Annotated in this window: 23 protein-coding genes; 14 read left to right on the top strand and 9 right to left on the bottom strand. The window is 61.6% G+C overall.

Features of this window, described 5'->3' with window-relative positions; all coding sequences use genetic code 11:
* Nucleotides 1-96 precede the first annotated feature (96 nt).
* From rfbB to ACRESH_RS03215, 7 genes are read left to right on the top strand one after another with little or no spacing between them, the layout of a single operon-like run.
* Nucleotides 97-1,179, top strand: coding sequence for a dTDP-glucose 4,6-dehydratase (rfbB, locus tag ACRESH_RS03245; protein ID WP_431740587.1), 1,083 nt, complete (start codon nt 97-99; stop codon nt 1,177-1,179).
* A complete protein-coding gene (gene rfbA / locus ACRESH_RS03240; RefSeq protein WP_431740586.1) occupies nt 1,176-2,051 on the top strand; it encodes a glucose-1-phosphate thymidylyltransferase RfbA in 876 nt (291 codons plus the stop codon). Before rfbB ends, rfbA begins: the two co-directional genes overlap by 4 nt.
* Complete coding sequence (gene rfbC / locus ACRESH_RS03235) at nt 2,048-2,593, top strand: dTDP-4-dehydrorhamnose 3,5-epimerase (RefSeq protein WP_431740585.1); 546 nt, start codon at nt 2,048-2,050, stop codon at nt 2,591-2,593. Before rfbA ends, rfbC begins: the two co-directional genes overlap by 4 nt.
* Nucleotides 2,590-3,465, top strand: coding sequence for a dTDP-4-dehydrorhamnose reductase (gene rfbD, locus ACRESH_RS03230; protein WP_431740584.1), 876 nt, complete (start codon nt 2,590-2,592; stop codon nt 3,463-3,465). Before rfbC ends, rfbD begins: the two co-directional genes overlap by 4 nt.
* 35 nt (nt 3,466-3,500) lie before the next feature.
* Nucleotides 3,501-5,315: a sensor histidine kinase gene (locus ACRESH_RS03225; RefSeq protein ID WP_431740583.1), complete on the top strand. Its 1,815-nt coding sequence runs from the start codon at nt 3,501-3,503 to the stop codon at nt 5,313-5,315.
* On the top strand, nt 5,312-6,724 hold the full coding sequence (locus ACRESH_RS03220) for a sigma-54-dependent transcriptional regulator (RefSeq protein ID WP_431740582.1): 1,413 nt from the start codon (nt 5,312-5,314) through the stop codon (nt 6,722-6,724). The genes ACRESH_RS03225 and ACRESH_RS03220 overlap by 4 nt, the downstream gene beginning before the upstream one ends.
* Nucleotides 6,721-7,176 (top strand): YiiD C-terminal domain-containing protein, encoded by a 456-nt coding sequence (locus ACRESH_RS03215; RefSeq protein ID WP_431740581.1) that lies wholly within the window; start codon nt 6,721-6,723, stop codon nt 7,174-7,176. The genes ACRESH_RS03220 and ACRESH_RS03215 overlap by 4 nt, the downstream gene beginning before the upstream one ends.
* On the opposite strand, the gene cysQ is transcribed toward ACRESH_RS03215, so the two are convergent.
* Nucleotides 7,165-7,992, bottom strand: coding sequence for a 3'(2'),5'-bisphosphate nucleotidase CysQ (gene cysQ, locus ACRESH_RS03210; RefSeq protein WP_431740580.1), 828 nt, complete (start codon nt 7,990-7,992; stop codon nt 7,165-7,167). The two genes, ACRESH_RS03215 and cysQ, sit on opposite strands and share 12 nt — an antisense overlap.
* The gene (gene nudE, locus ACRESH_RS03205; protein WP_431740579.1) at nt 7,989-8,555 is read right to left on the bottom strand and encodes an ADP compounds hydrolase NudE; all 567 of its coding nucleotides are present in this window, start codon (nt 8,553-8,555) and stop codon (nt 7,989-7,991) included. The genes cysQ and nudE overlap by 4 nt, the downstream gene beginning before the upstream one ends.
* Before the next feature lie 80 nt (nt 8,556-8,635).
* Between nudE and yrfG the strand changes: the two genes are divergently transcribed.
* Nucleotides 8,636-9,298 carry a GMP/IMP nucleotidase gene (yrfG, locus tag ACRESH_RS03200; RefSeq protein ID WP_431740578.1) on the top strand — a complete coding sequence of 221 codons (663 nt, stop codon included), beginning with the start codon at nt 8,636-8,638 and terminating at the stop codon, nt 9,296-9,298.
* A 3-nt stretch (nt 9,299-9,301) separates the two neighbouring features.
* Here the strand turns inward: yrfG and lysM are convergent, their stop codons facing one another.
* Nucleotides 9,302-9,742, bottom strand: coding sequence for a peptidoglycan-binding protein LysM (gene lysM / locus ACRESH_RS03195; RefSeq protein WP_431740577.1), 441 nt, complete (start codon nt 9,740-9,742; stop codon nt 9,302-9,304).
* Nucleotides 9,743-9,826: 84 nt separating this feature from the next.
* Here lysM and ACRESH_RS03190 point away from each other — a divergent pair, with 84 nt between their 5' ends.
* The 4 genes from ACRESH_RS03190 to ACRESH_RS03175 all read left to right on the top strand — a co-directional run bounded on the left by ACRESH_RS03190 (nt 9,827) and on the right by ACRESH_RS03175 (nt 14,666).
* Nucleotides 9,827-10,714 carry a LysR family transcriptional regulator gene (locus tag ACRESH_RS03190; RefSeq protein ID WP_431740576.1) on the top strand — a complete coding sequence of 296 codons (888 nt, stop codon included), beginning with the start codon at nt 9,827-9,829 and terminating at the stop codon, nt 10,712-10,714.
* Nucleotides 10,715-10,806: 92 nt separating this feature from the next.
* On the top strand, nt 10,807-11,637 hold the full coding sequence (fdhD, locus tag ACRESH_RS03185; RefSeq protein ID WP_431740575.1) for a formate dehydrogenase accessory sulfurtransferase FdhD: 831 nt from the start codon (nt 10,807-10,809) through the stop codon (nt 11,635-11,637).
* Between the two features lie 2 nt (nt 11,638-11,639).
* Nucleotides 11,640-13,976 carry an FdhF/YdeP family oxidoreductase gene (locus ACRESH_RS03180; RefSeq protein WP_431740574.1) on the top strand — a complete coding sequence of 779 codons (2,337 nt, stop codon included), beginning with the start codon at nt 11,640-11,642 and terminating at the stop codon, nt 13,974-13,976.
* A 210-nt stretch (nt 13,977-14,186) separates the two neighbouring features.
* Complete coding sequence (locus ACRESH_RS03175; protein WP_431740573.1) at nt 14,187-14,666, top strand: glycine zipper domain-containing protein; 480 nt, start codon at nt 14,187-14,189, stop codon at nt 14,664-14,666.
* A 37-nt stretch (nt 14,667-14,703) separates the two neighbouring features.
* Here ACRESH_RS03175 and ACRESH_RS03170 read toward each other — a convergent pair whose 3' ends face one another.
* The 4 genes from ACRESH_RS03170 to ACRESH_RS03155 all read right to left on the bottom strand — a co-directional run bounded on the left by ACRESH_RS03170 (nt 14,704) and on the right by ACRESH_RS03155 (nt 18,414).
* Nucleotides 14,704-15,144 carry an acyl-CoA thioesterase gene (locus ACRESH_RS03170; RefSeq protein ID WP_431740572.1) on the bottom strand — a complete coding sequence of 147 codons (441 nt, stop codon included), beginning with the start codon at nt 15,142-15,144 and terminating at the stop codon, nt 14,704-14,706.
* A gap of 182 nt (nt 15,145-15,326) precedes the next feature.
* Nucleotides 15,327-16,868 (bottom strand): phosphoenolpyruvate carboxykinase, encoded by a 1,542-nt coding sequence (locus tag ACRESH_RS03165; protein WP_431740571.1) that lies wholly within the window; start codon nt 16,866-16,868, stop codon nt 15,327-15,329.
* A 179-nt stretch (nt 16,869-17,047) separates the two neighbouring features.
* Complete coding sequence (hslO, locus tag ACRESH_RS03160) at nt 17,048-17,950, bottom strand: Hsp33 family molecular chaperone HslO (RefSeq protein ID WP_431740570.1); 903 nt, start codon at nt 17,948-17,950, stop codon at nt 17,048-17,050.
* Nucleotides 17,951-18,012: 62 nt separating this feature from the next.
* On the bottom strand, nt 18,013-18,414 hold the full coding sequence (locus ACRESH_RS03155) for an RNA-binding S4 domain-containing protein (protein ID WP_431740569.1): 402 nt from the start codon (nt 18,412-18,414) through the stop codon (nt 18,013-18,015).
* Between the two features lie 141 nt (nt 18,415-18,555).
* Between ACRESH_RS03155 and ACRESH_RS03150 the strand changes: the two genes are divergently transcribed.
* The gene (locus tag ACRESH_RS03150) at nt 18,556-19,038 is read left to right on the top strand and encodes an ATP-dependent zinc protease family protein (protein WP_431740568.1); all 483 of its coding nucleotides are present in this window, start codon (nt 18,556-18,558) and stop codon (nt 19,036-19,038) included.
* A complete protein-coding gene (rimK, locus tag ACRESH_RS03145) occupies nt 19,035-19,940 on the top strand; it encodes a 30S ribosomal protein S6--L-glutamate ligase (RefSeq protein ID WP_431740567.1) in 906 nt (301 codons plus the stop codon). Before ACRESH_RS03150 ends, rimK begins: the two co-directional genes overlap by 4 nt.
* On the opposite strand, the gene ACRESH_RS03140 is transcribed toward rimK, so the two are convergent.
* Both ACRESH_RS03140 and ompR read right to left on the bottom strand, forming a co-directional pair.
* Entirely contained in the window at nt 19,937-21,250 is a 1,314-nt protein-coding gene (locus ACRESH_RS03140; RefSeq protein WP_431740566.1) for an ATP-binding protein, read from the bottom strand. The two genes, rimK and ACRESH_RS03140, sit on opposite strands and share 4 nt — an antisense overlap.
* A gap of 127 nt (nt 21,251-21,377) precedes the next feature.
* Entirely contained in the window at nt 21,378-22,118 is a 741-nt protein-coding gene (gene ompR / locus ACRESH_RS03135) for an osmolarity response regulator transcription factor OmpR (RefSeq protein WP_431740565.1), read from the bottom strand.
* Between the last annotated feature and the right edge of the window lie 25 nt (nt 22,119-22,143).

The raw sequence follows: 22,143 nt of genomic DNA, 5'->3' as shown, positions 1-22,143 counted from the left end.
GAAAAAGTAGCACCGGAACTGCCTTGCCCCTGTTTGTAACTGCCTGCAAGCTAGGCTTGATCAGAACATCATCAGATTCACGAAAGGTCACTGGACATGCGCATACTCATAACCGGCGGTGCCGGTTTTATCGGCTCGGCCCTGATTCGTCACCTGATCAGCGCCACCGAGCACGAAGTCCTCAACCTCGACAAGCTGACCTATGCCGGCAACCTGGAGTCGCTCACCAGTATCGCGACCAATACCCGCTATGAGTTTGTCCAGGCTGATATCGCCGACCAGACAACTGTCAGCGCTGTGCTTGAGCGCTTCCAGCCCCATGCAATCATGCATCTGGCGGCAGAGTCGCATGTCGACCGCTCAATCGATGGGCCGTCAGACTTCATCCAGACCAACATCGTCGGCACCTACAGCCTGCTGGAGGCAACTCGCGCCTACTGGATGGCGCTGCCAGCGCAAGAACGTGCGGCGTTCCGCTTCCATCACATTTCCACCGACGAAGTGTATGGCGACCTGCATGGCGTCGATGACCTGTTCACTGAAACCACGCCATATGCGCCAAGCTCGCCCTACTCCGCGAGCAAGGCGGCATCCGACCACCTGGTCCGCGCCTGGCAACGCACTTATGGCCTGCCGGTACTGCTCACCAACTGTTCGAACAATTACGGGCCGTTCCATTTCCCGGAAAAATTGATTCCGCTGGTGATTCTCAACGCCCTCGCGGGCAAACCTCTGCCGGTGTATGGCAACGGTCTGCAGGTTCGCGACTGGTTGTTCGTCGAGGACCATGCCCGCGCCCTGTTCAAGGTTGTAACCGAAGGCAAGGTCGGTGAGACCTACAACATCGGTGGACACAACGAACAGAAGAACATTGATGTGGTCCGTGGCATCTGTGCATTACTCGAAGAGCTCGCGCCAGAGCACCCGGCGGGCGTTGCCAACTATGCCGAGCTGATCACTTTCGTTCAGGATCGCCCTGGCCACGACCAGCGTTATGCCATCGACGCCAGCAAAATCGAGCGTGAACTGGGATGGGGCCCCGAAGAGACGTTCGAGACCGGCCTGCGCAAGACCGTGCAGTGGTACCTGGACAACCTGCAATGGTGCCAACGGGTACAAGACGGTAGTTATCAAGGTCAGCGCCTGGGCGCCAGTGACTTCAAGGATCTTATTGCATGACCAAAGGTATCGTTCTGGCGGGAGGCTCTGGCACCCGCCTGCACCCCATAACCCTGGGTGTTTCCAAGCAACTGCTGCCGATCTATGACAAACCGATGATCTACTACCCGATCTCGGTGCTGATGCTGGCCGGTATTCGGGAAATTCTGCTGATCTCCACCCCGCATGACTTGCCCCAGTACAAGCAACTGCTGGGCGACGGTAGCCAGTTCGGTATCGAACTCAGCTATGCCGAACAGCCTTCACCGGATGGACTGGCCCAGGCCTTCCTGATCGGTGACGAGTTCATTGGCGACGATTCGGTCTGCCTGATCCTGGGCGACAACATTTTTCATGGTCAGGGTTTCAGCGAGCAACTGTTGCGCGCCGTCAAACAACCCTCTGGCGCTACGGTGTTCGGTTACCTGGTCAAGGATCCGGAGCGTTTCGGTGTTATCGACTTCGATCAGGATGGCCGCGCGCTGTCGATCGAAGAGAAGCCCGCCAAGCCCAAGTCTCCCTATGCGGTGACCGGCCTGTACTTCTACGACAACGATGTGGTGAAGATCGCCAGGAACGTCCAGCCTTCGCCGCGTGGCGAACTGGAAATCACCGACGTCAACAATGCCTACCTGCAACGTGGCGACCTGCGTGTCGAGCGTTTCGGCCGCGGCTTCGCCTGGCTCGATACCGGGACCCACGACAGCTTGCTGGAAGCCTCGCAGTACGTACAGACCATCGAGCATCGTCAGGGCTTGAAAGTTGCCTGCCTTGAGGAGATCTCTTTCCAGCAAGGCTGGATCGATCGCTCACAGTTGCTGGAACGCGCCAAGATATTTGGCAAAACCGGCTACGGACAGTACCTCTACGGCCTGGCTGAAGAACACCCATGAACGTAATCACAACTGATCTGCCCGGCGTGCTGATCATCGAACCCAAAGTGTTCGGTGATAGCCGTGGTTTTTTCTACGAGAGTTTCAACGCCGAAGCCTTCAAGGAGCAAACCGGTGTATGCACAACATTCGTCCAGGATAACCATTCCCGGTCGCAGAAAGGCGTACTTCGTGGCCTGCATTACCAACTGGAAAATACCCAAGGCAAGCTGGTTCGCGTAACCCACGGTGAAGTGCTGGATGTGACTGTCGATATCCGTCGCAGTTCTCCACACTTCGGGCAATGGGTCGGGGTCAGGCTGTCCGCCGAAAACCACCGCCAGCTTTGGGTACCTGAAGGCTTCGCCCATGGTTTTGTCGTGCTCAGCGACAGCGCCGAGTTCCTCTACAAGACCACCGACTACTACAAGCCGGCGGCCGAGCGCTGCATTCGCTGGGACGATCCGGACCTGGCCATCGACTGGCAGCTGAACGAGGCGCCGCAATTGTCCGCCAAGGACCAGGCCGGTAAATGGCTGAAAGACGCGGACCTGTTCCCATGACTGCACGCCGACTGAGCATCCTTATCAGCGGCCAGCACGGCCAGGTTTCCCGGGAGCTGCAACAGCATCTGGGCGATATGGCTCAGCTGCATGTGCTGGGTCGTGATCAGCTCGACCTGGCTCACCCCGAAGCCATCCGCCAGTGTGTACAGGCACTCAAGCCGGACCTGATCATCAACGCCGCCGCCCATACCGCGGTGGATCAGGCCGAAAGCGAGCCGGAACTGGCGTTTGCGATCAATGCCCAGGCACCTGGCATCTTCGCCGAGGAAGCCGCGAAACTGGGCATCCCGCTGATTCACTATTCCACCGACTACGTGTTCGACGGTAGCAAGGACAGCCCTTACACCGAAGACGACGCGCCCAACCCGCTGGGTGTCTACGGACGTAGCAAACTGGCTGGCGAGCAGGCCATTGCCGCTGTCGGTGGCGAACACCTGATCCTGCGCACCAGTTGGGTGTATTCGCGGCACGGGCGTAACTTCCTGCTGACCATGCAGCGCCTGCTGCAGGAAAAATCTGAACTGCGCATCGTCGCCGACCAGATCGGCGCGCCGACCTGGGCGGGCACCATCGCGCTGAGCACCCGTGCCCTGATCGAACGCTGGCAGGCAGGCCAGGCTGGTGCCTGGGGTACCTATCACTTGACCGCCCAGGGTGAAACATCCTGGTTTGGTTTTGCCCAGGCCATCGGCGAGCAACTCAAGGCCCAGGGCCTGCTCTGCGCCAAGCTGGTGCCTATCCCTTCCAGTGACTACCCGACTCCGGCCCGTCGTCCGTTGAACTCTCGCCTCGATTGCAGCCACCTGCAACGCCAGTGGCAGGTCAGCCAACCGCACTGGCAGCAAGCGCTGATCGACTGCCTGAAGTAGCGCATAATGCGCCAGATCATTCTGGCGCAATTACGATGACCATGATTCCACCTCTTCCCCGCCGCCCGCGATGGCGCAGCCTGGCTTTGCTGGCGGTGTGCCTGGCACCCTTGCTCTGGCCCTTGCAACACCTCGCCAAACACTATTACCAGGGCGAGCTGGCCGGACAGAACCGCCAGACCCTGGACCTGTACGTCGCTAACCTGCTCGGGACCCTGCACCGCTATGAAACCCTGCCGCAGATCCTTGGCGACCTGCCGGCCCTGCGTGCGGTGCTGGCCGACCCGCTACGCCTGGAAACCCTGACCAACGCCAACCGCCTGCTCAAGGACATCGCCACCCAGACTGGCGCCGAAGTCATGTACCTGATGGACGCCAGGGGCAATACCCTGGCGGCCTCCAATTGGGACAAGCACGATAGCTTCGTCGGCCGGAATTTCGCATTCCGGCCTTACTACAGCGAAGCGATTGCCGGACGCCTGGGGCGCTTCTTCGGCCAGGGCACTACGTCGGCCAAACGCGGCTATTTCTTCGCCGCCGCCGTGCGTGATGGCGAGCAGATCATCGGCGCACTGGTGGTCAAGGTCGATCTGGACCATACCGAAACCCTGTGGGGCAAGACGCCTGAGCAGTTGCTGCTGACCGACCACAACGGCGTGGTAATCCTTACCTCGCGTCCCGACTGGCGCTTCCAAGCCACCCGGCCGCTGACAGATGCCGAACGCGAGGCCATCGCCGCCATCCAGCCCTACCCGACCCAGGCCCCCCAGCCACTCAACCTCACCCCCGAGGCCTGGTTGATCCAGACCCAGGCCATCGAGGAGACCGGCTGGCAAGTCAGCATCCTCGCGCCGCGAACCCTGATCGACCGCTCGGTGAACACCGTGGTGGCCATCGGCGCCGCCGCCCTGCTGGTACTGATGCTGTTGCTGGGCCTGGTCATGCAACGCCGACGTCATTACATCGACCGCATCGACTTCGAGGCCCACGCGCGCCAGGAACTGGAGAAGCGCGTGGTTGAACGCACCGCCGACCTGGAGGGTCTCAACAGCCGCCTGAAAAACGAGGTACTGGAGCGCGAGCAGGCCCAGCAGGAACTGGTGCGCGCCCAGGACGAACTGGTCCAGGCCGGCAAGCTGTCGGTACTGGGGACCATGTCGGCCAGCATCAGTCACGAGCTCAACCAGCCCTTGGCGGCGATCCGCAGCTATGCGGAAAATGCCGAGATCCTGCTCGACCACCAGCGCACCGATGACGCCCGCAGCAACCTCAAGCTGATCAGCGAACTGACCGGGCGCATGGCCTCGATCATTGCCCACCTGCGCGCCTTCGCCCGTCGCGACCGCCACGCGCCGGAAAGCGTCGCCCTGCAGCCCGCGCTGGATGACGCCTTGGCCCTGCTGGCCAAGCGCCGGCGGGCCATGGCGGTGGAACTGGTGCGCGACCTGCCGGACGCTACGCTGTGGGTCCAGGCCGGCGAAACCCGCTTGCGCCAGGTACTGGGTAATCTGTTGGCCAACGCCCTCGATGCCCTGACCGAAAAAGCCAACCCGCGTAAACTCACACTCAGTGCCGAACAGCGCGAAGGCAACGTCTACCTTTACCTTCGCGACAACGGCCCGGGTTTTACCAGCGAAGCGCTGGCCCGTGCCCGCGAACCCTTTTTCACCACCAAGACGCGCACCCAGGGTCTTGGCCTGGGCCTGGCGATCTGCGATACCTTGATGCGCGCGCTGGGCGGCGAGTTGCTGCTCGGCAACCACCCTGAAGGTGGCGCCCTGCTCACCCTGCAACTGCGCATGGCCAAGCCCGGCGCCAACCTGCACACCTCAGAGGACCCATCGGCATGACAACCGAGCCGCTCATCGACAGCCGCGTACAGGTGATCCTGGTCGACGACGACCCGCACCTGCGCCAGGCCCTGAGTCAGACCCTGGATCTTGCCGGCCTCAAAGTCCTGTCCCTGAGCGATGCCCAGAACCTGGCAGGACGCATCGGGCAGGACTGGCCCGGCGTGCTGGTCAGCGATATCCGCATGCCCGGCATCGACGGCCTGGAGCTGTTGCAACAGGTGCACGCCCAGGACTCGGAGCTGCCGGTGTTGCTGATTACCGGGCATGGTGATGTGCCGCTGGCGGTACAGGCCATGCGCGCCGGTGCCTATGATTTTCTCGAAAAGCCCTTCGCCAGTGACGCCCTGCTCGACAGCGTTCGCCGCGCCCTGGCCCTGCGCCGCCTGGTGCTGGACAACCGCAGCCTGCGCCTGGCCCTGAGCGACCGCCAGCAACTGAGCACCCGCCTGGTCGGCCACTCGACACCCATGCTGCGCCTGCGCGAACAGATCGGCGCCCTGGCCGGAACCCGTGCCGACGTGCTGATCCTCGGTGAAACCGGGGCTGGCAAGGAAGTGGTCGCCCGTGCTCTGCATGATCTGTCGAGCCGCCGCGACGGCCCTTTCGTGGCGATCAACGCCGGTGCCCTGGCCGAGTCGGTGGTCGAAAGCGAACTGTTCGGCCACGAGCCCGGCGCCTTCACCGGTGCGCAGAAGCGCCGGATTGGCAAGTTCGAATTCGCCAACGGCGGTACGCTGTTCCTCGACGAAATCGAGAGCATGAGCCTGGATGTCCAGGTCAAACTGTTACGCTTGCTACAGGAGCGGGTGGTCGAGCGCCTGGGCGGTAACCAGCAGATCCCGCTGGACATCCGCATCATCGCCGCCACCAAGGAAGACCTGCGCCAGTCTGCCGAGCAGGGGCGCTTTCGCGCAGACCTTTACTATCGCCTGAACGTTGCGCCCCTGCGCATTCCGCCGCTGCGCGAGCGCGGTGATGACATCCTGGTGTTGTTCCAGCATTTCGCCAATGCCGCCAGCGAGCGCCATGGCCTGCCGGCTCACACCCTGCAACCGGCGCAGCGCGCGCTGTTACTGCGCCACGGCTGGCCGGGCAACGTACGCGAGTTGCAAAATGCCGCCGAACGATTCGCCCTGGGCCTGGAACTGGCGCTCGATGGCGAGACCCCGGCGCAGGCCCACGAACAACCGGTCACTTCAGGTAGCGGCAACCTCAGCGATCAGGTCGAACAATTCGAACGTTCGTTGATCGCTGCCGAACTGGCTCAGCCGCATAGCTCCATGCGCAGCCTTGCCGAAGCGCTCGGTATTCCGCGCAAAACCTTGCACGACAAGCTGCGCAAACATGGCCTGAGCTTCGCCGACAGCAACACCAGCGCTGACGAAATGGAGGACAACCGCCCATGACCACAGACAGCCGTTACCTGGAATCCGTACTGCACAACGACATTCCGCTGACCCGCGAAATGGGTTTGCAGGTGCTCGATTGGCAGCAGCAACAGCTGCGCCTGCAATTGCCGCTGGCCGCCAATGTCAACCACAAGAGCACGATGTTCGGCGGCAGCCTGTACTGCGCTGCCGTGCTGGTCGGTTGGGGCTGGCTGCACCTGCGCCTGCGCGAGGCGGGGATCGACGATGGTCATATCGTCATTCACGAAGGGCAGATCAGTTATCCGCTGCCGGTGACCGGCGCGGCGCTCGCCGTGTGCCAAGCGCCGGAGGAGAAGGTCTGGGAACGCTTCGTTGCCACTTACCAGCGCCGCGGCCTGGCGCGCCTGAACCTGCACACCCGGGTCAGCAACGTCGGCAGCGATGAGGCCGCCGTGCTGTTCAGCGGCCAGTACGTGCTACATCGCTGAAGCCAGTTGCAGTAACCGCTCACGCCACGGGGCGGCGGCTGGCAAGGCCAGAAAGTAGGGGTTGAGCAAAGACTCGCGCGGTGGATAGGCAAAGGCCTGGCCATCGAGGCTGAGCACTTCTCCCCCCGCACCCTCCAGTACGCCTTGGGCTGCCGCGGTGTCCCACTGAGAAGTCGGCGCCAAGCGCGGATAGCAGTCGGCAGCACCTTCGGCCAACAGGCAGAACTTCAGTGAGCTGCCGATATTGGCAAGCTCCAGCTCACCTACCGCTGTACTCAATCCGGCCAACAGGGCTTCCTGCTGCGGGCTCGAATGGCGTCGGCTGGCGACCACGGTAAAGCCCACCCCCACAGGTGGAGCCAGGCGAACCTGGATGGCTTGCGGCGCTGCATCGGCTTCGGCGCACCAGGCGCCAATGCCCTGGCCGCCGTAATAACAACGGCCATTGGTGGGAATCGCCACCACGCCGAACACCACGCGGCCTTGCTCGATCAAGGCGATATTGACGGTGAATTCTTCAGTACCGGCGATGAACTCCTTGGTGCCGTCGAGCGGGTCGACCAACCACCAACGCTGCCACTGCTGACGTTCACTCAACGCAATATTGCAGTCTTCTTCAGACAGCACCGGAATCTCTGGGGCCAACGCTTGCAGGCCCTTGGCAATCACTGCATGGGCGGCCAGGTCCGCAGCGGTGACCGGTGAATCATCGGCTTTCGCCGTTACCGCAACATCGGCGCGCCAGAACGGCAGGATCGCCTTACCCGCCTGGCGGGCCAATCCAACCACCGCTTGCATCAATTGCAGATCATTCATGCGCCGAACACCCCACGCTGGGTCAGCAGGTCACGCACCAGGTACAGCGCCGCCAGTGCGCGGCCTTCGGAAAACTGCGGGTGCTGGGCCAGGGCCGAAAGTTCGCGCAGGTTGATCTTGTCGACGCGCATCGGCTCCGGCTCATCGCCTTCCAGGCGTTCTTCATACAGATCAGTGGCCAACACCACCTGGATCTTCTGGCTCATGTAGCCCGGCGACAGCGACAGCTCGGTCAGATGTTCGAGCTGGCGAGCACCAAAGCCGGCTTCTTCCTTGAGCTCGCGGTCAGCCGCCGCCAACACATCCTCACCTGGTTCGATCAGGCCTTTGGGCAAAGACAGCTCATACTCGTCGGTACCGCCGCAATATTCTTCCACCAGCACCGCATGCTCGGCATCGAGCATCGCCACGATCATCACCGCGCCATAACCGTTACCACGCCCCACAAGCCGCTCATACGTGCGCTCGTTACCATTGGCAAAGCGCAATTGCACAGCTTCGACCCGGAACAGGCGGCTGCTGGCGACAATCTCGCGGGAGAGGACGATGGGTTTCTGGCGCATGGGGCGGCTCCTTGGCGTGAACGGGTTACTATACCGTGGCTTGCCCGGCCACTGCTGCCCTGACTGTCCGAGAATTTCATATGCCCGTTTTAGCCTGGTCCACCATCGACACTGTACTGCTGGACATGGACGGCACCCTGCTCGACCTGCACTTCGACAACCACTTCTGGCTCGAACACCTGCCCCAGCGCTATGCCGATCTGCACGGCATCAGCCGGGCGATGGCCGAGCTGGAAATGCAGCCCCTGTTCGAACAGCACGCAGGTTCCCTGAACTGGTACTGCCTGGATTTCTGGAGCCGCGAGCTGAACCTCTCGGTTCGCGATCTGAAGTTGGAAACCGCCCACTTGATCGCCCTGCGCCCAGACGCTGCGCCCTTCCTCCAGGCAATCAAACAGGCCGGCAAGCGGGTGATCCTGATCACCAACGCCCACCGCGACTCGTTGTCATTGAAACTGGAACGGGTTGAGTTGGCACCGTACTTCGAACGCCTGATCAGCTCCCATGACTACGGTTTCCCCAAGGAAAACCCGCAATTCTGGGAGGCCTTGCAGGCCGATATCGGCTTTGCGCCAGAGCGCAGCCTGTTTATCGATGACACCTTGTCGATCCTGCGCAGCGCCCGCGGCTTCGGCGTGGCGCACCTGCTTGCGGTGCGCCAGCCTGACAGCCGTAAAGGGCCGCGTGATACCGAGGAGTTCGCCGCCGTAGAGGACTACCGAACACTGCTCGAAGGGCTTTGAGGGTTACTCGGGGATACGCAAGGTCTGACCGGGGTAGATCTTGTCCGGGTGGCTGAGCAGTGGCTTGTTGGCTTCGAAAATTCTGTTGTACTGATTGGCATTGCCGTACGCAGCCAGCGAAATTGCACTCAGGGTGTCGCCTTTCTTCACCACAACGAAGCGGGCAGCCGCAACAACCGGGCCGGTGACGGTGATCTGATCGTCCACCGAAGCCACGCCAGCAATGTTACCCAGCGCCAGGAGGATTTTCTCTTTCTCTTCCTGACTGGATACCTCACCGGTCACGATAACCCTGTCGCCCTCCACCGTAGTCTGAACGTTCGGACTGCCCAGCCCCACTTTCGCCACATGATCCTTCAACTGCTCGCTGGCATTGGCATTACCTGGGGTCAGCAGGTCGATGATTTTCTCACCGGCCTCTTTGATGAAACTGAAAATGCTCATACCGCTCTCCTTGGTGATGAATCCCGGAGCCTGCAGTCTAGGACAGGTTAGAATGCTTCGCCTGCTTTGCGCCACGGAGCGACGATGGACATCAAACAACTCAAATTCCTCATCGCTCTGGATGAAACCCGCCACTTCGGCCAGGCCGCCGCTCGCTGTCATGTAACCCAACCGACCCTGTCCATGCGCTTGCGCAATCTGGAACAGGAGCTGGACCTGGCCCTGGTCAACCGTGGTCAGCGCTTCGAAGGCTTTACCGCCCAGGGCGAGCGGGTACTGGCTTGGGCCCGCACGGTAATTGCCGCCTACGATGGCCTGCACGCTGAAGCCGCTGCCTGTCGTGGACATCTGGTCGGTAACCTGCGCCTGGGGGTGGTGCCACTGTCGAGCTTCGATCCTTTGCCATTGCTGCAACGCCTGCACCAGCAGCACCCGGAACTGAACTTCGAACTCAGTGCCCTGAGCTCCGAACAGATCCTCGAACAATTGACCAGCAATCGCCTGGACCTGGGTGTGTCCTACCTCGAACGCCTGGACCACGAACGCTTTGTCTCCCTGCCCCTGGGTGAGACCCGTATGGGCCTGCTGTATGACCCAGATCATTTTTGCTTCGACGAGCAACCCTTAAGCTGGCAAGCATTGACCGAACTGCCGCTGGGCCTGCTGACAGCCGGCATGCATTTTCGCCAGTCGATTGATCACAACTTCCACAGCCGGGGTCTGCAACCGCGGCTGCTGCTGCAAACCGATGCCGTCCATCAGCTGGTCCAGGCCGTCAGCGGCGGTTTGTGTTGTGCGATCATGCCACTGGCGGCAGGTCTGGAAGTACTCACCGAACGGCTGCGCCTGCAACCGATCGAGCAAGCCAGCACCCTGGCGCCACTGGGCCTGATCATGCGGCGCACGGCCCCACGCTCGGCCCTGGCCGAAGCCTGCCTGGCTGAATTCCAAGCCATGCAAAGTGGTGCCTGATCGACGCCGTCTATCAAGGCATCAGCATTAGCGATTAGACGATACCCGAGCGCAAGCCTAGGCTTAAGCCAGACCAGCCGCCGGTACCTCTAATGAGCACAAAACCTCCGGCCTGCGCGGCGTCCGCCCTCCTGACTGCGCCCGCGGCCAGCAACCGCTATGACTACAGCCACCTGACCGACGACAACCAGGCCAGCACACCGCTAGCCGAAGAAGTCGCTTTGGGTATTGCCTACAACGGCATCAACCAGGCGGTGATGCTGGTGAGCCCGACCGACCTTGAAGACTTCATTGTCGGTTTCAGCATCGGCAGCGGCATCATAATCTCGCCAGACGACATTTATGACCTCAAGCTCACGGGCCGGGGTTCGGCGATCAGCGCGGAAGTGGAAATTGCCAGCCGCGCCTTCTGGAACCTGAAAAACCAGCGGCGCCAACTGGCCGGCACCAGTGGCTGCGGCCTGTGTGGGGTCGAAGCCCTGGAGCAGGCCCTGCCTGAACTTAAGGTGTTGCCTGGCGCCCCACTGCCGCCAGCGCACTGGCTCGATGGCCTGCGTCAGCGCATCGACACCTTCCAACCGCTGGGCCAGCACTGCGGTGCGGTGCACGCGGCATTATTCATGAACAACCAGGGTGAACTGCTGCTGGGGCGCGAAGACATTGGCCGGCACAACGCCCTGGACAAGTTGATCGGCGCTCTGTTGCGCCAGCACATCAGCCTCGACGGTGGCCTGGCGATTGTCACCAGCCGCTGCAGCCTGGAGTTGATCCAGAAAGTCCTGCGCGCCGGCATCCAGACCCTGGTCAGCCTGTCGTCGCCCACCGGCCTTGCCCTGCAGTGGGCGCGCCGCCACAACCTGAACCTGATCCATCTGCCCAAACACAGTGCGCCACGGGTGTTCAGCCCCGTGCTGGAGAATTGACCGTGAGCCTGCATCACCAAGCCGACCAGAAGCCCGTCCCGCGTTACAAGCCCTACCACGGTGCCGCTGGCGGCTGGGGCGCGCTGCGCAGTGTGGCCCAGGCCTGGATCGGCAGCGACAACGCACTGAAGAATATCCGCGCCCTGCTCAAGACCAACCAGAATGGTGGATTCGACTGCCCGGGCTGCGCCTGGGGCGATTCGCCGGAAAGCGGCATGGTCAAGTTCTGTGAGAACGGCGCCAAGGCGGTGAACTGGGAGGCCACCAAGCGCCGTGTCGATGCGGCGTTCTTCGCCCGCCACAGTGTCACCTCGCTGCTGGCCCAGAGTGATTACTGGCTCGAATACCAGGGGCGGCTGACCGAGCCGATGGTCTATGAGCCAAGCAGCGACCGCTACCGCCCGATCGATTGGGATGCGGCCTTCGCCCTGATCGCCAGCCACCTGCAAAATCTCGCCAGCCCCGACCAGGCCGAGTTCTACACCTCGGGCCGGGCCAGCAACGAGGCGGCCTACCTGTACCAATTGTTTGTGCGCGCCTACGGCACCAACAACTTCCCGGACTGCTCGAACATGTGCCACGAAGCCAGCGGCGTGGCCCTGGGGCAGAGTGTCGGCGTCGGCAAGGGCACCGTGACCTTCGATGATTTCGAACACGCCGACGCCATCTTCGTCTGGGGCCAGAACCCCGGCACCAACCACCCACGCATGCTCGAACCGCTGCGCGAGGCGGTCAAGCGCGGCGCCCAGGTGGTGTGTATCAACCCACTCAAGGAGCGGGGCCTGGAGCGCTTCCAACACCCGCAGCATCCGCTGGAAATGCTGACCAACGGCGACCGCCCGACCAACACCGCCTATTTCCGTCCGGCCTTGGGCGGCGACATGGCCGTGCTGCGCGGCATGGCCAAGTTCCTGCTGCAGTGGGAGCGCGAAGCGCAGGTGAATAACACACCGGCCATCTTCGATCATAACTTCCTCAATCAGCACACCCAAGGTGTGCTCGACTACCTGCAAGCTCTGGATAACACCTCTTGGGCACAGATCGAGGCCCAGTCCGGCCTGAGCCTGGCAGAGATCGAACACGCCGCGCGGATGTACTGCAAAGCCAAAAAAGTCATCATGTGCTGGGCCATGGGCATCACCCAGCACCGCCACTCGGTGGCGACCATCCAGGAAATCGCCAACCTGATGCTGCTGCGCGGCAACCTCGGCGCGCCCGGGGCCGGCCTGTGCCCGGTACGCGGCCATAGCAACGTGCAGGGCGACCGGACCATGGGCATCAACGAACGCCCACCGGTTGCCCTGCTCGATGCGCTGGAGCGTCGTTTCAGCTTCAAGGCCCCGCGCCACAATGGCCATAACACCGTGGAAGCGATTGGCGCCATGCTCGCCGGTCAAGCCAAGGTGTTCATCGGCCTGGGCGGCAACTTTGCCCAGGCAACGCCAGACACCGAACGCACCGCACAAGCCTTGCGCAGCTGCGCGCTGACCGTGCAGATCAGCACCAAGCTCAACCGCAGCCACCTGATTCACGGCAAGCAGGCGCTGATCCTGCCATGCCTGGGCCGCACCGACATCGACTTGCAAAGCGCAGGCCCGCAGGCGGTCACGGTGGAAGACTCGTTCAGTATGGTGCATGCCTCCAACGGCCAGCTGCAACCACTATCACGGCAAATGCGCTCAGAGCCTGCGGTGATCGCCGGAATTGCCGCCGCCACCCTCGGTGCCAAGCCGGTGGACTGGAACTGGCTGGTAGCCGACTACGGACGCATTCGCGACCTGATCAGCGACACCATTCCAGGTTTTGACAACTTCAACCAACGCCTGGAACACCCGGGTGGCTTCTATCTGGGCAACAGCGCCGGGCAGCGGCAGTGGAAGACCGCCAGCGGCCGGGCCAACTTCAAAGCCAACGGGCTGCCTGATGACCTTCTGCACGAGCGTGTGCGTGCGACCGGCCAAGTACCCGACCTGATCATGCAGTCGATGCGCTCCCACGACCAGTACAACACCACTATCTATGGCCTCGACGATCGCTATCGGGGAGTCAAGGGTCAGCGTAACGTACTGTTCGCCAACGAGGCCGACATCATCCGCCTGGGCTTCCACCCGGGGCAGAAGGCCGATATCGTTTCGTTGTGGAGCGATGGCCGCGAGCGTCGGGTCAAGGGCTTCACCCTGCTCGCCTTCGATATCCCGGCAGGCCAGGCGGCGGCGTACTATCCGGAAGTCAATCCGCTGGTGCCGCTGGAGAGCGTCGGCGACGGCAGCCATACCCCGACCTCGAAGTTCGTCGCGATCAAACTGGAAACGGCCAGCGACAACACCCGTATCCTCTGACAGAATTGTCGATCAACACGCACAAAAAAGGCCCTGGCAGTGATGCCGGGGCCTTGTCTCAAGTAGGCTCTGACAGCTGAAATTCAAGAAAGTTTCATAGCAAAAACAGCAACTTAGATAATTGTGCACAACTCGTGCTACTCGTCGGATTTCCATTGCCAGCCCCCTCCGCCAGCCTCAGGATCGCCTCGTCATCCTAATGAGGCTCTCTTGATGAAGTACTCCTCGATTCTGTTGTTGTCTCTCGGCCTGCTCAGTGGCGTTGCCTCGGCAGGTGGCACCACCGAAGCCGGTATCGGCGGCGCATTGGGTGGGGTACTGGGCTCGGTGGTCGGTCAGTCGATCGGCGGCAGCACCGGTGGTGCAATCGGTGCGGGCCTTGGCGGCGCGGCAGGCAGTGCCGTAGGTGCCGACAAACGCAGCCGTGGCGAAGCGGCCATTGGTGGCGCACTGGGCGCAGCCGGCGGCAACGTGGTCGGCCGCAGCATGGGCGGTACCACCGGCAGCTACATCGGTGCAGCCGCAGGCGGCGGTGCCGGTGGTGCCCTGGGTAACTACATGGGCAACAAGAGCGACGACGACGAGCGCCGCTACCGCAACCGTGGCTACGACGACCGTCGTCACTACCACGACCGTGGCCGCCACTATGGCCATCGCAAGCACAAGAAGCACTGGCGCGATGACGACTAAGCACGCTCGGGCTTAAGCCAGAGGCCTGATCCCTGCCTTAACTGGCAGGGACTGCGCACAATCGCTGTAGCGCCACCTGCAACTCGATCGGCAATACCACTGGTCTGCCGCTAGCCCGTTCGACGAACACCTGTACCACCTTCCCAGCAGCACAAGGCTGCGCCTCGCCGACCCGAAACAAACCCAACTGGTACTCCACCGAACTGCCGGCCAGACGCGCTACGCGCAGGCCGACCTCAAGGGTGTCAGGGAACGCTGGCAAGGCGAAGAAGTCGGCCGCCGAGCTGACCACAAAACCCAGCACTTCTCCTTCCTGCGGGTCCAGGCCGGCCTGCTGCTGGAGGAATGCCTGAATGGTCGTGTCGAAGTAGCTGTACACCGTGGCACCGCCGATGTGACCGTTGAGGTCGCTGTCCTGCCAGCGCGTGAGGATGGGCTGCAGGTGCGGATATTCATGGCGTTGGGGTGATTGCGACATAGTGGGCCTGGGAAGTTGGATGCAATAAAGTCCCCATAATACCTGTAAGAGCGGGCTTGCCCCGCGATGCGATGTAACTGACGAAATGCAATCGCGGGCAAGTCGAGTCGTCGCACCGCCGCTCCCAGCAAACGAAAAAGCCGCCCCTGAGGGCGGCTTCTTTGTATCACACCGGTTTGAGCTTACAGCTGTGGACCGGCGGCCTTGATGGCGTCGGACACTTCAAATTTCTTGAAGTTGTCGATGAACAGATTGGCCAGGGCCTTGGCTGCTTCATCGTAGGCCGCTTTGTCAGCCCAGGTGTTGCGTGGATTGAGCAGAACGGTATCGACGCCAGGAACGGCTTTTGGCACATCCAGGTTGATGATATCCAGGTGCTCGGTTTCGGCACCGACCAGCGCGCCACTCTGAATGGCTGCGATCACCGCACGGGTGGTCGGAATGTTGAAGCGCTTGCCAACGCCGTAGCCACCACCGGTCCAGCCGGTATTGACCAGGTAGACCTTGGAGCCGAAGCCACGGATACGCTTGATCAGCAGCTCAGCGTACTCGCCAGCCGGACGCGGGAAAAACGGCGCGCCGAAGCAGGTGGAGAAAGTCGATTTGATGCCGCTGCCCGAACCCATCTCGGTGGAGCCAACCAGGGCGGTGTAGCCCGAGAGGAAGTGGTAAGCCGCTTGCTCTTCGCTGAGGATCGACACTGGCGGCAGCACGCCGGTCAGGTCGCAGGTCAGGAAGATCACCGCGTTAGGCTCGCCGCCGAGGTTCTTCTCGGAACGCTTCTCGACGTGCTCCAGTGGGTAAGCGGCACGGCTGTTCTGAGTCAGGCTGCCGTCGGCGTAGTCAGCCTTCTTGGCGTCGTCCAGAACAACGTTTTCCAGGACCGCGCCATGCTTGATGGCTTTCCAGATGACCGGCTCGTTCTTCTCGGACAGGTCGATGCACTTGGCATAGCAACCGCCTTCGATGTTGAACACCACGCCCTCGCCCCAACCGTGCTCGTCGTCACCGATCAGGTAACGGCTTTCATCAGCGGACAGGGTGGTCTTGCCAGTGCCGGACAGGCCGAAGAACAGGGTAACGTCACCCTCTTCGCCGATGTTGGCAGCGCAGTGCATCGGCAGCACGTCAGCGGCTGGCAGCAGGAAGTTCTGCACCGAGAACATGGCTTTCTTCATTTCACCGGCGTAACGCATGCCAGCGATCAGCACTTTCTTCTGGGCGAAGTTGATGATCACGCAACCATCGGAGTTGGTACCGTCACGCTCTGGCACACATTCGAAGTTGGCAACGTTGAGCACCTGCCACTGATCACGGCCAGCAGGGTTGTACTGCTGCGGATTGATGAACAGGCAACGACCGAACAGGTTCTGCCAGGCGGTCTGGGTGGTCATCTTGACGGCCAGGTAGTGCTCGGCAGCTGCACCTACGTGGACGTGAGAAACGAAATGCTCTTGCGCATTGTTGAAGGCCTCGACGCGGTCCCACAGGGCATCGAACTTGTCGGCCGGGAACTTGCGGTTGATCGGGCCCCAGGCGATGGCATCCTGAGTGGACGGCTCTTCGACGATGAAACGGTCAACCGGCGAACGACCGGTGCGATGACCCGTCTTCACAACCAGCGCGCCAGTATCGGCCAGCTCGCCTTCACCGCGGTTCAGCGCTTCTTTTACCAGCTCATCGACGCTCAGGTCGGTGTACACGGTGTTGTTGGCTTGCGTCATGAGATTCCCCATCCGGCCTGCGGCCGAGTGCTCCAAACGTTTTGTAGTAGAGCTTTGAAAACTACTACAGCGAAAAAAGTGGCCGGATTATGCCAGAAACGCCCAAAAAAAGTAGGGCCCTCCTGTCAGAACGGCGAATTTCCGGCGTTAGACAGGAGATTTACCTGTAGTGAAACGTTTTAGTGACGAGTATCTGACGGCGTGTCTACACCGCCACCGGCGAACAATTGCTCAACATCGGCTGCGTCGAATTGGTAGCGCTGGTTGCAGAACTGGCAGTCGACCTCGATCTTGCCGCCATGCTCGTTGACCAGCGCCAGCGCGTCATGTTCGCCCAGGCTGACCAAGGCATTACCGGAGCGCACTCTTGAGCAGCTGCAACGGAAATGCAGCGGCTGGATATCGAACAGGCGCACAGCGTCCTCGTGATACAGGCGATGCAGTACGGTCTCGTTATCGAGGCCGAGCAGCTCCTCGGCTTTCACGGTGTTGGCCAGGGCCTTCACGTGGTTCCAGCTTTCCTCACGCTCCTCAATATCCTTCTGGCGATCGGCAGGCAACTGCTGCACCAGCAGGCCACGGGCGCAAATACCGTCGGCGGCCAGCGAGATGCAGGTGTTGACCTGCTGCGACATGACGAAGTAGTTGGTGAAGCACTCCGACAGGTCCTTGCCGTCCAGCTCCACCGCACCTTGGTAGCGCTGACCGTTGACCGGGATGATGGTCAGGACCAGATGCCCGCCAGGCATCAGGTCGGCAAGGGTTGCATCATCCTTGATCTGCTCGGCCGCATAGCGTGCCAGGCCGCGAATTTCGTGCTCGCTGGTGCATTCGATGGCCAGCAGGGGCACCGGCCCGCTCGACTGTGCCTGAAGGATCAACAGACCATCGAACTTCAGGGTGCCAACCAGCAGCGCGGCAGCCGCCATCAGCTCGCCGAGCAGCTGTGCGACAGGCTGCGGATAAGGGTGCTTGGCCAGCACTTCCGCGTAACTGCGCTCCAGCCCGACCATTTCACCGCGTACATCGCGATCGTCGAAGATGAAGCGTTGGGTGTAATCGGTATCCGGCAATTCAGACATGGGTTCGGGTATTCGCGTAAATGAGTTAATGGCGCCTAGTTTATCAGTGCGCCCCGCGCCCGTTAACCAGCGCTGTCGTGAAGCTGGTGGAGCTGGCGCCGTTGTTTCTTGGTTGGCCGACCATCGGTCGTCACGCCCAATGCGCCAGCCTTGCGCATGACTGCCGCCTTCTCGCGCCTGTCGATACTCTCGGCAGTCTCTTCATAAAGCGCCTGGGCCTCGGGCGCGCCACGGCGTACCACAGACAGCGCCCTGACCACCACCGTGCGCTCGTCAAAGCCGGTACGCAAGACAAACTCGTCACCTACCCGTGGCTCTTTGCCCGGCTTGCATCGTTCACCCCGACAGTGCACCTTGCCACTTTCGATAGCCGCTTTGGCCAGCGCCCGGGTCTTGTAGAAGCGCGCTGCCCATAGCCATTTGTCCAGACGAACCCTATCGTCCTCTTCCGGCTTTTGTGCCATGACATTTCCCCGCTTAATTTCGTAAAGGGAACTGTACTACCGTATCTGGCGGATGCAAAAAAACCGCGGGGTGCTTACAGTTCACCGACCTGTCGCGCACGCCGGTTCTGGCCTTGCGACTTTCTATGCTGGTTGAGCAATTTGAAGACATTTGACCATTTGACTGTGATCGGCCTACGCGAGTGGGTAGCCTTGCCCGACCTCGGCCTGGCCGGCCTGCGTGCCAAGATCGACACCGGCGCCAGTACCTCGAGCCTGCACGCCACCGAGGTCGAGCCCTTCGAGCGCAATGGCGAGCCCTGGGTACGTTTCAATGCGCACCTGGGCTCGGTCGTGCAACTGCGTCACCGCCGCTGCGAAGCGCCGCTGGTGACCATGAAAACCATCAAGAGCTCCAATGGCCAGGCGCAAACCCGCTATGTGATCCGAACGCCTCTGGCACTGGGTGACCGGGTCTGGCAAGTAGAATTCACCCTGGCCTGTCGCAAGGCCATGCGCTATCGCCTGTTGCTCGGTTCCAAAGCCCTGATCCATGGCCAGTTGGTGGTCAATCCGGGCCTCAAGTATGTTCAGGACAAGCCGGCATTCCCGGCCACTATTTCTCCCCCCACAGGTGTTGCATGAAGATCGCCGTGCTGTCGCGAAACCCGCGTCTGTATTCCACTCGTCGTCTGGTTGAAGCCGGTACTGCACGAGGCCATGAGATGGTTGTGATCGATACCCTGCGCGCCTACATGAACATCGCCAGCCACAAACCGCAGATCCACTACCGCGGCAAGCCTCTCGAAGGCTTTGATGCAGTGATTCCGCGCATCGGTGCCTCCGTGACTTTCTATGGCTGTGCCGTACTGCGCCAGTTCGAGATGATGGGCGTGTTCCCGTTGAACGAGTCGGTCGCCATCGCCCGCTCGCGTGACAAACTGCGCTCGCTGCAGCTGCTGTCGCGGCGTGGCATCGGCCTGCCGGTCACCGGCTTCGCGCACTCCCCGGACGACATCCCCGACCTGATCCAGATGGTCAACGGCGCGCCATTGGTGATCAAGGTGCTCGAAGGCACCCAGGGCATCGGCGTGGTCCTGTGCGAAACCACCAAGGCTGCCGAGTCGGTGATCGAGGCGTTCATGGGCCTGAAGCAGAACATCATGGTCCAGGAGTACATCCAGGAGGCAGGAGGCGCCGATATCCGTTGCTTCGTGGTCGGCGACAAGGTCATTGCCTCGATGAAGCGCCAGGCCAAACCCGGCGAGTTCCGCTCCAACCTGCATCGAGGTGGCAGCGCCAGCCTGATCAAAATCACACCCGAAGAGCGCATGACAGCCATCCGCGCGGCCAAGATCATGGGTTTGAGCGTGGCTGGGGTGGATATCCTGCGCTCCAATCACGGTCCGCTGGTGATGGAGGTGAACTCTTCGCCTGGTCTTGAGGGCATCGAGGTCACCACCGGCAAGAACGTTGCCGGAATGATCATCGAGCATCTGGAGAAGAACGGCGGGCCAAACCTGACCCGCACAAAAGGCAAGGGCTAGACTGCGTCGCGCGGCAGCAGCAGCCCCAGCGGCAGGCGCACCCGAGCTTCCAGCCCGCCGCCGGAGCGGTTGCGCAACTCGACATTGCCGCCATGCTGGGCGGCAATACGCTTGACGATCGCCAGCCCCAGCCCCGTGCCCTTGCCACTTCGGGCACGGTCGCCACGAATGAACGGGTTGAAGATCCCTTCCAGCTCGTTCGGGTCGATGCCCGCCCCTCGGTCCAGCACACTGAGCACCACATAGGGGGCGCTGCTGTCACCCGACACATAAGCCGCAACCTCGACCCCCTTGCCGGCGTGGTACAAGGCGTTGCCAATCAAGTTGTTAAGCAAGCGCTTGAGCGACACCCTGCGTAACGGGAAAGGAGGAATCGGCTCAAGACACAGGCGTACCCGCTCTTCTGGCTGGTTGAAGGGTGCCACCACCTCACGCACCAGATCGCTCAGGTCGACCTCTTCCACCGGCTCATCACGTCCGTCGCGGATGAAGGCGAGGAACTGGTCAAGGATGGCGTCCATGTCTTCGATGTCACGCACCATGTCGTCGGTCAGGTCGTTATCGCTGGACAGCAACGACAAGGACAGACGCAGACGGGTCAATGGGGTGCGCAAGTCATGGGACACACCCGCGAGCATCAACTCCCGCTCTCGCCCGGCCTGTTCGACGTCTTCGGCCATCTGGTTGAAGGCCCGGTAGACCTCAGTCATCTCACTGGGCGTATCGCTGACCGGCAACCGGACGCTACGCCCCTGCCCCAACTGCCGGGCGGCAAACACCAGGCGCTTGAGCGGCTGGCTAAGCTGGCGGACAAAGATCCAGGCCGACGCTGTGGACAATAGGCCAATGGCCAGGAACCAACCCAGCACGCTCCAGATTTTCTGACCGCGCAACGGATGTGGATACAGCGGAACCTTCAACCAGCCGTCACCCAGGCTCGGAGCCCTCACCCACAGGGCCGGTGGCGCGTGGATGCGCAGGCGCACCTCGGTGTCGGCGCCAAGCTCCGCCTGCATCTGGCGCTGGTAGATTTCACTATAAGGCCAGTGCTGCTCACCTTCCGGAACACCGGAGCCCACCACCCGGATCAACCCTGCAGCTTCGGCGATCTTGTCGCGGTCGGATTCATCGGCCGCCCAATAGGCGCGCAGGGTCAGGGCCACCCCGTGGCTGTACTGGCGATCGACCAACACGTCTTCGTTCATCAGCAGGTAAACCAGGGTCAGAGCCTTGGAAAACAGCACGACGATCAGCACCAGCCAGAGGGTGCGGGCGAAGAAGCTTTGCGGGAACCACAAGGGCGTTTTCATCGACAACGGCTACACACTGTGCAGGAACGAGCTTGGCTCGCAGGCTTTGCGGATCTCGGCACACTCAAAAACAGGGCAACCCGAAGGTCCGCCCTGCTTGTAGTGACTGGCTCCTACAATCGAAACATCACTTGCTGTTGTTGCCATCCGGTACGAACACGTAGCCAACGCCCCAGACGGTCTGGATATAACGCGGCTTCGAAGGATCGGGCTCGATCATGCGACGCAGGCGGGAAATCTGTACGTCGATGGAACGCTCCAGCGCATCCCATTCACGGCCGCGGGCCAGGTTCATCAGTTTGTCGCGCGTCAGCGGCTCACGAGCATGCATGACCAGCGCCTTGAGCACGGCAAACTCACCCGTGGTGAGCATGTGCACTTCTTCACCACGCTTGAGCTCACGGGTAGCCAGCGACAACTCATAGTCGCCAAAGGTGACGGTTTCGTCTTCGCTGCCCGGTGCACCCGGCACCGCGGGTGCCTGGCGACGCAAGACGGCTTTGACCCGAGCCATCAACTCATCGGGGTTGAAGGGTTTGGCCAGATAGTCGTCGGCGCCCAGTTCCAGGCCCTTGATCCGGCTCAGTTCATCGCCCTTGGCAGTGAGCATGATGATGGGGATCTGGTTGTTCGCTGCGCGCAGACGTCGGCAGGCGGTAAGACCGTCCTCACCAGGCAACATCAGATCAAGGACCACCATGTTGAAAACTTCACGGGCCAGCAGGCGGTCCATCTGCTCGGTATTGGGTACTGCACGGGCACGGTAGCCCTTGCTGGTGAAGAATCGCTCCAGCAGGCTGCTCAAGCCCGGGTCGTCGTCGACGATGAGAATTTTTTCGCCTTCAGCGGTTTGTGCAGTGCTGCTCATGGATAGCTCCTCTAATCTCGGCAGG

The sequence above is a fragment of the Pseudomonas sp. genome (assembly GCF_050739775.1).
In the GTDB taxonomy this organism is placed as follows: Bacteria; Pseudomonadota; Gammaproteobacteria; order Pseudomonadales; family Pseudomonadaceae; genus Aquipseudomonas.
Note: the sequence above shows the minus strand (reverse complement) of the source record. Positions and strands in the feature narration are given on the sequence as shown.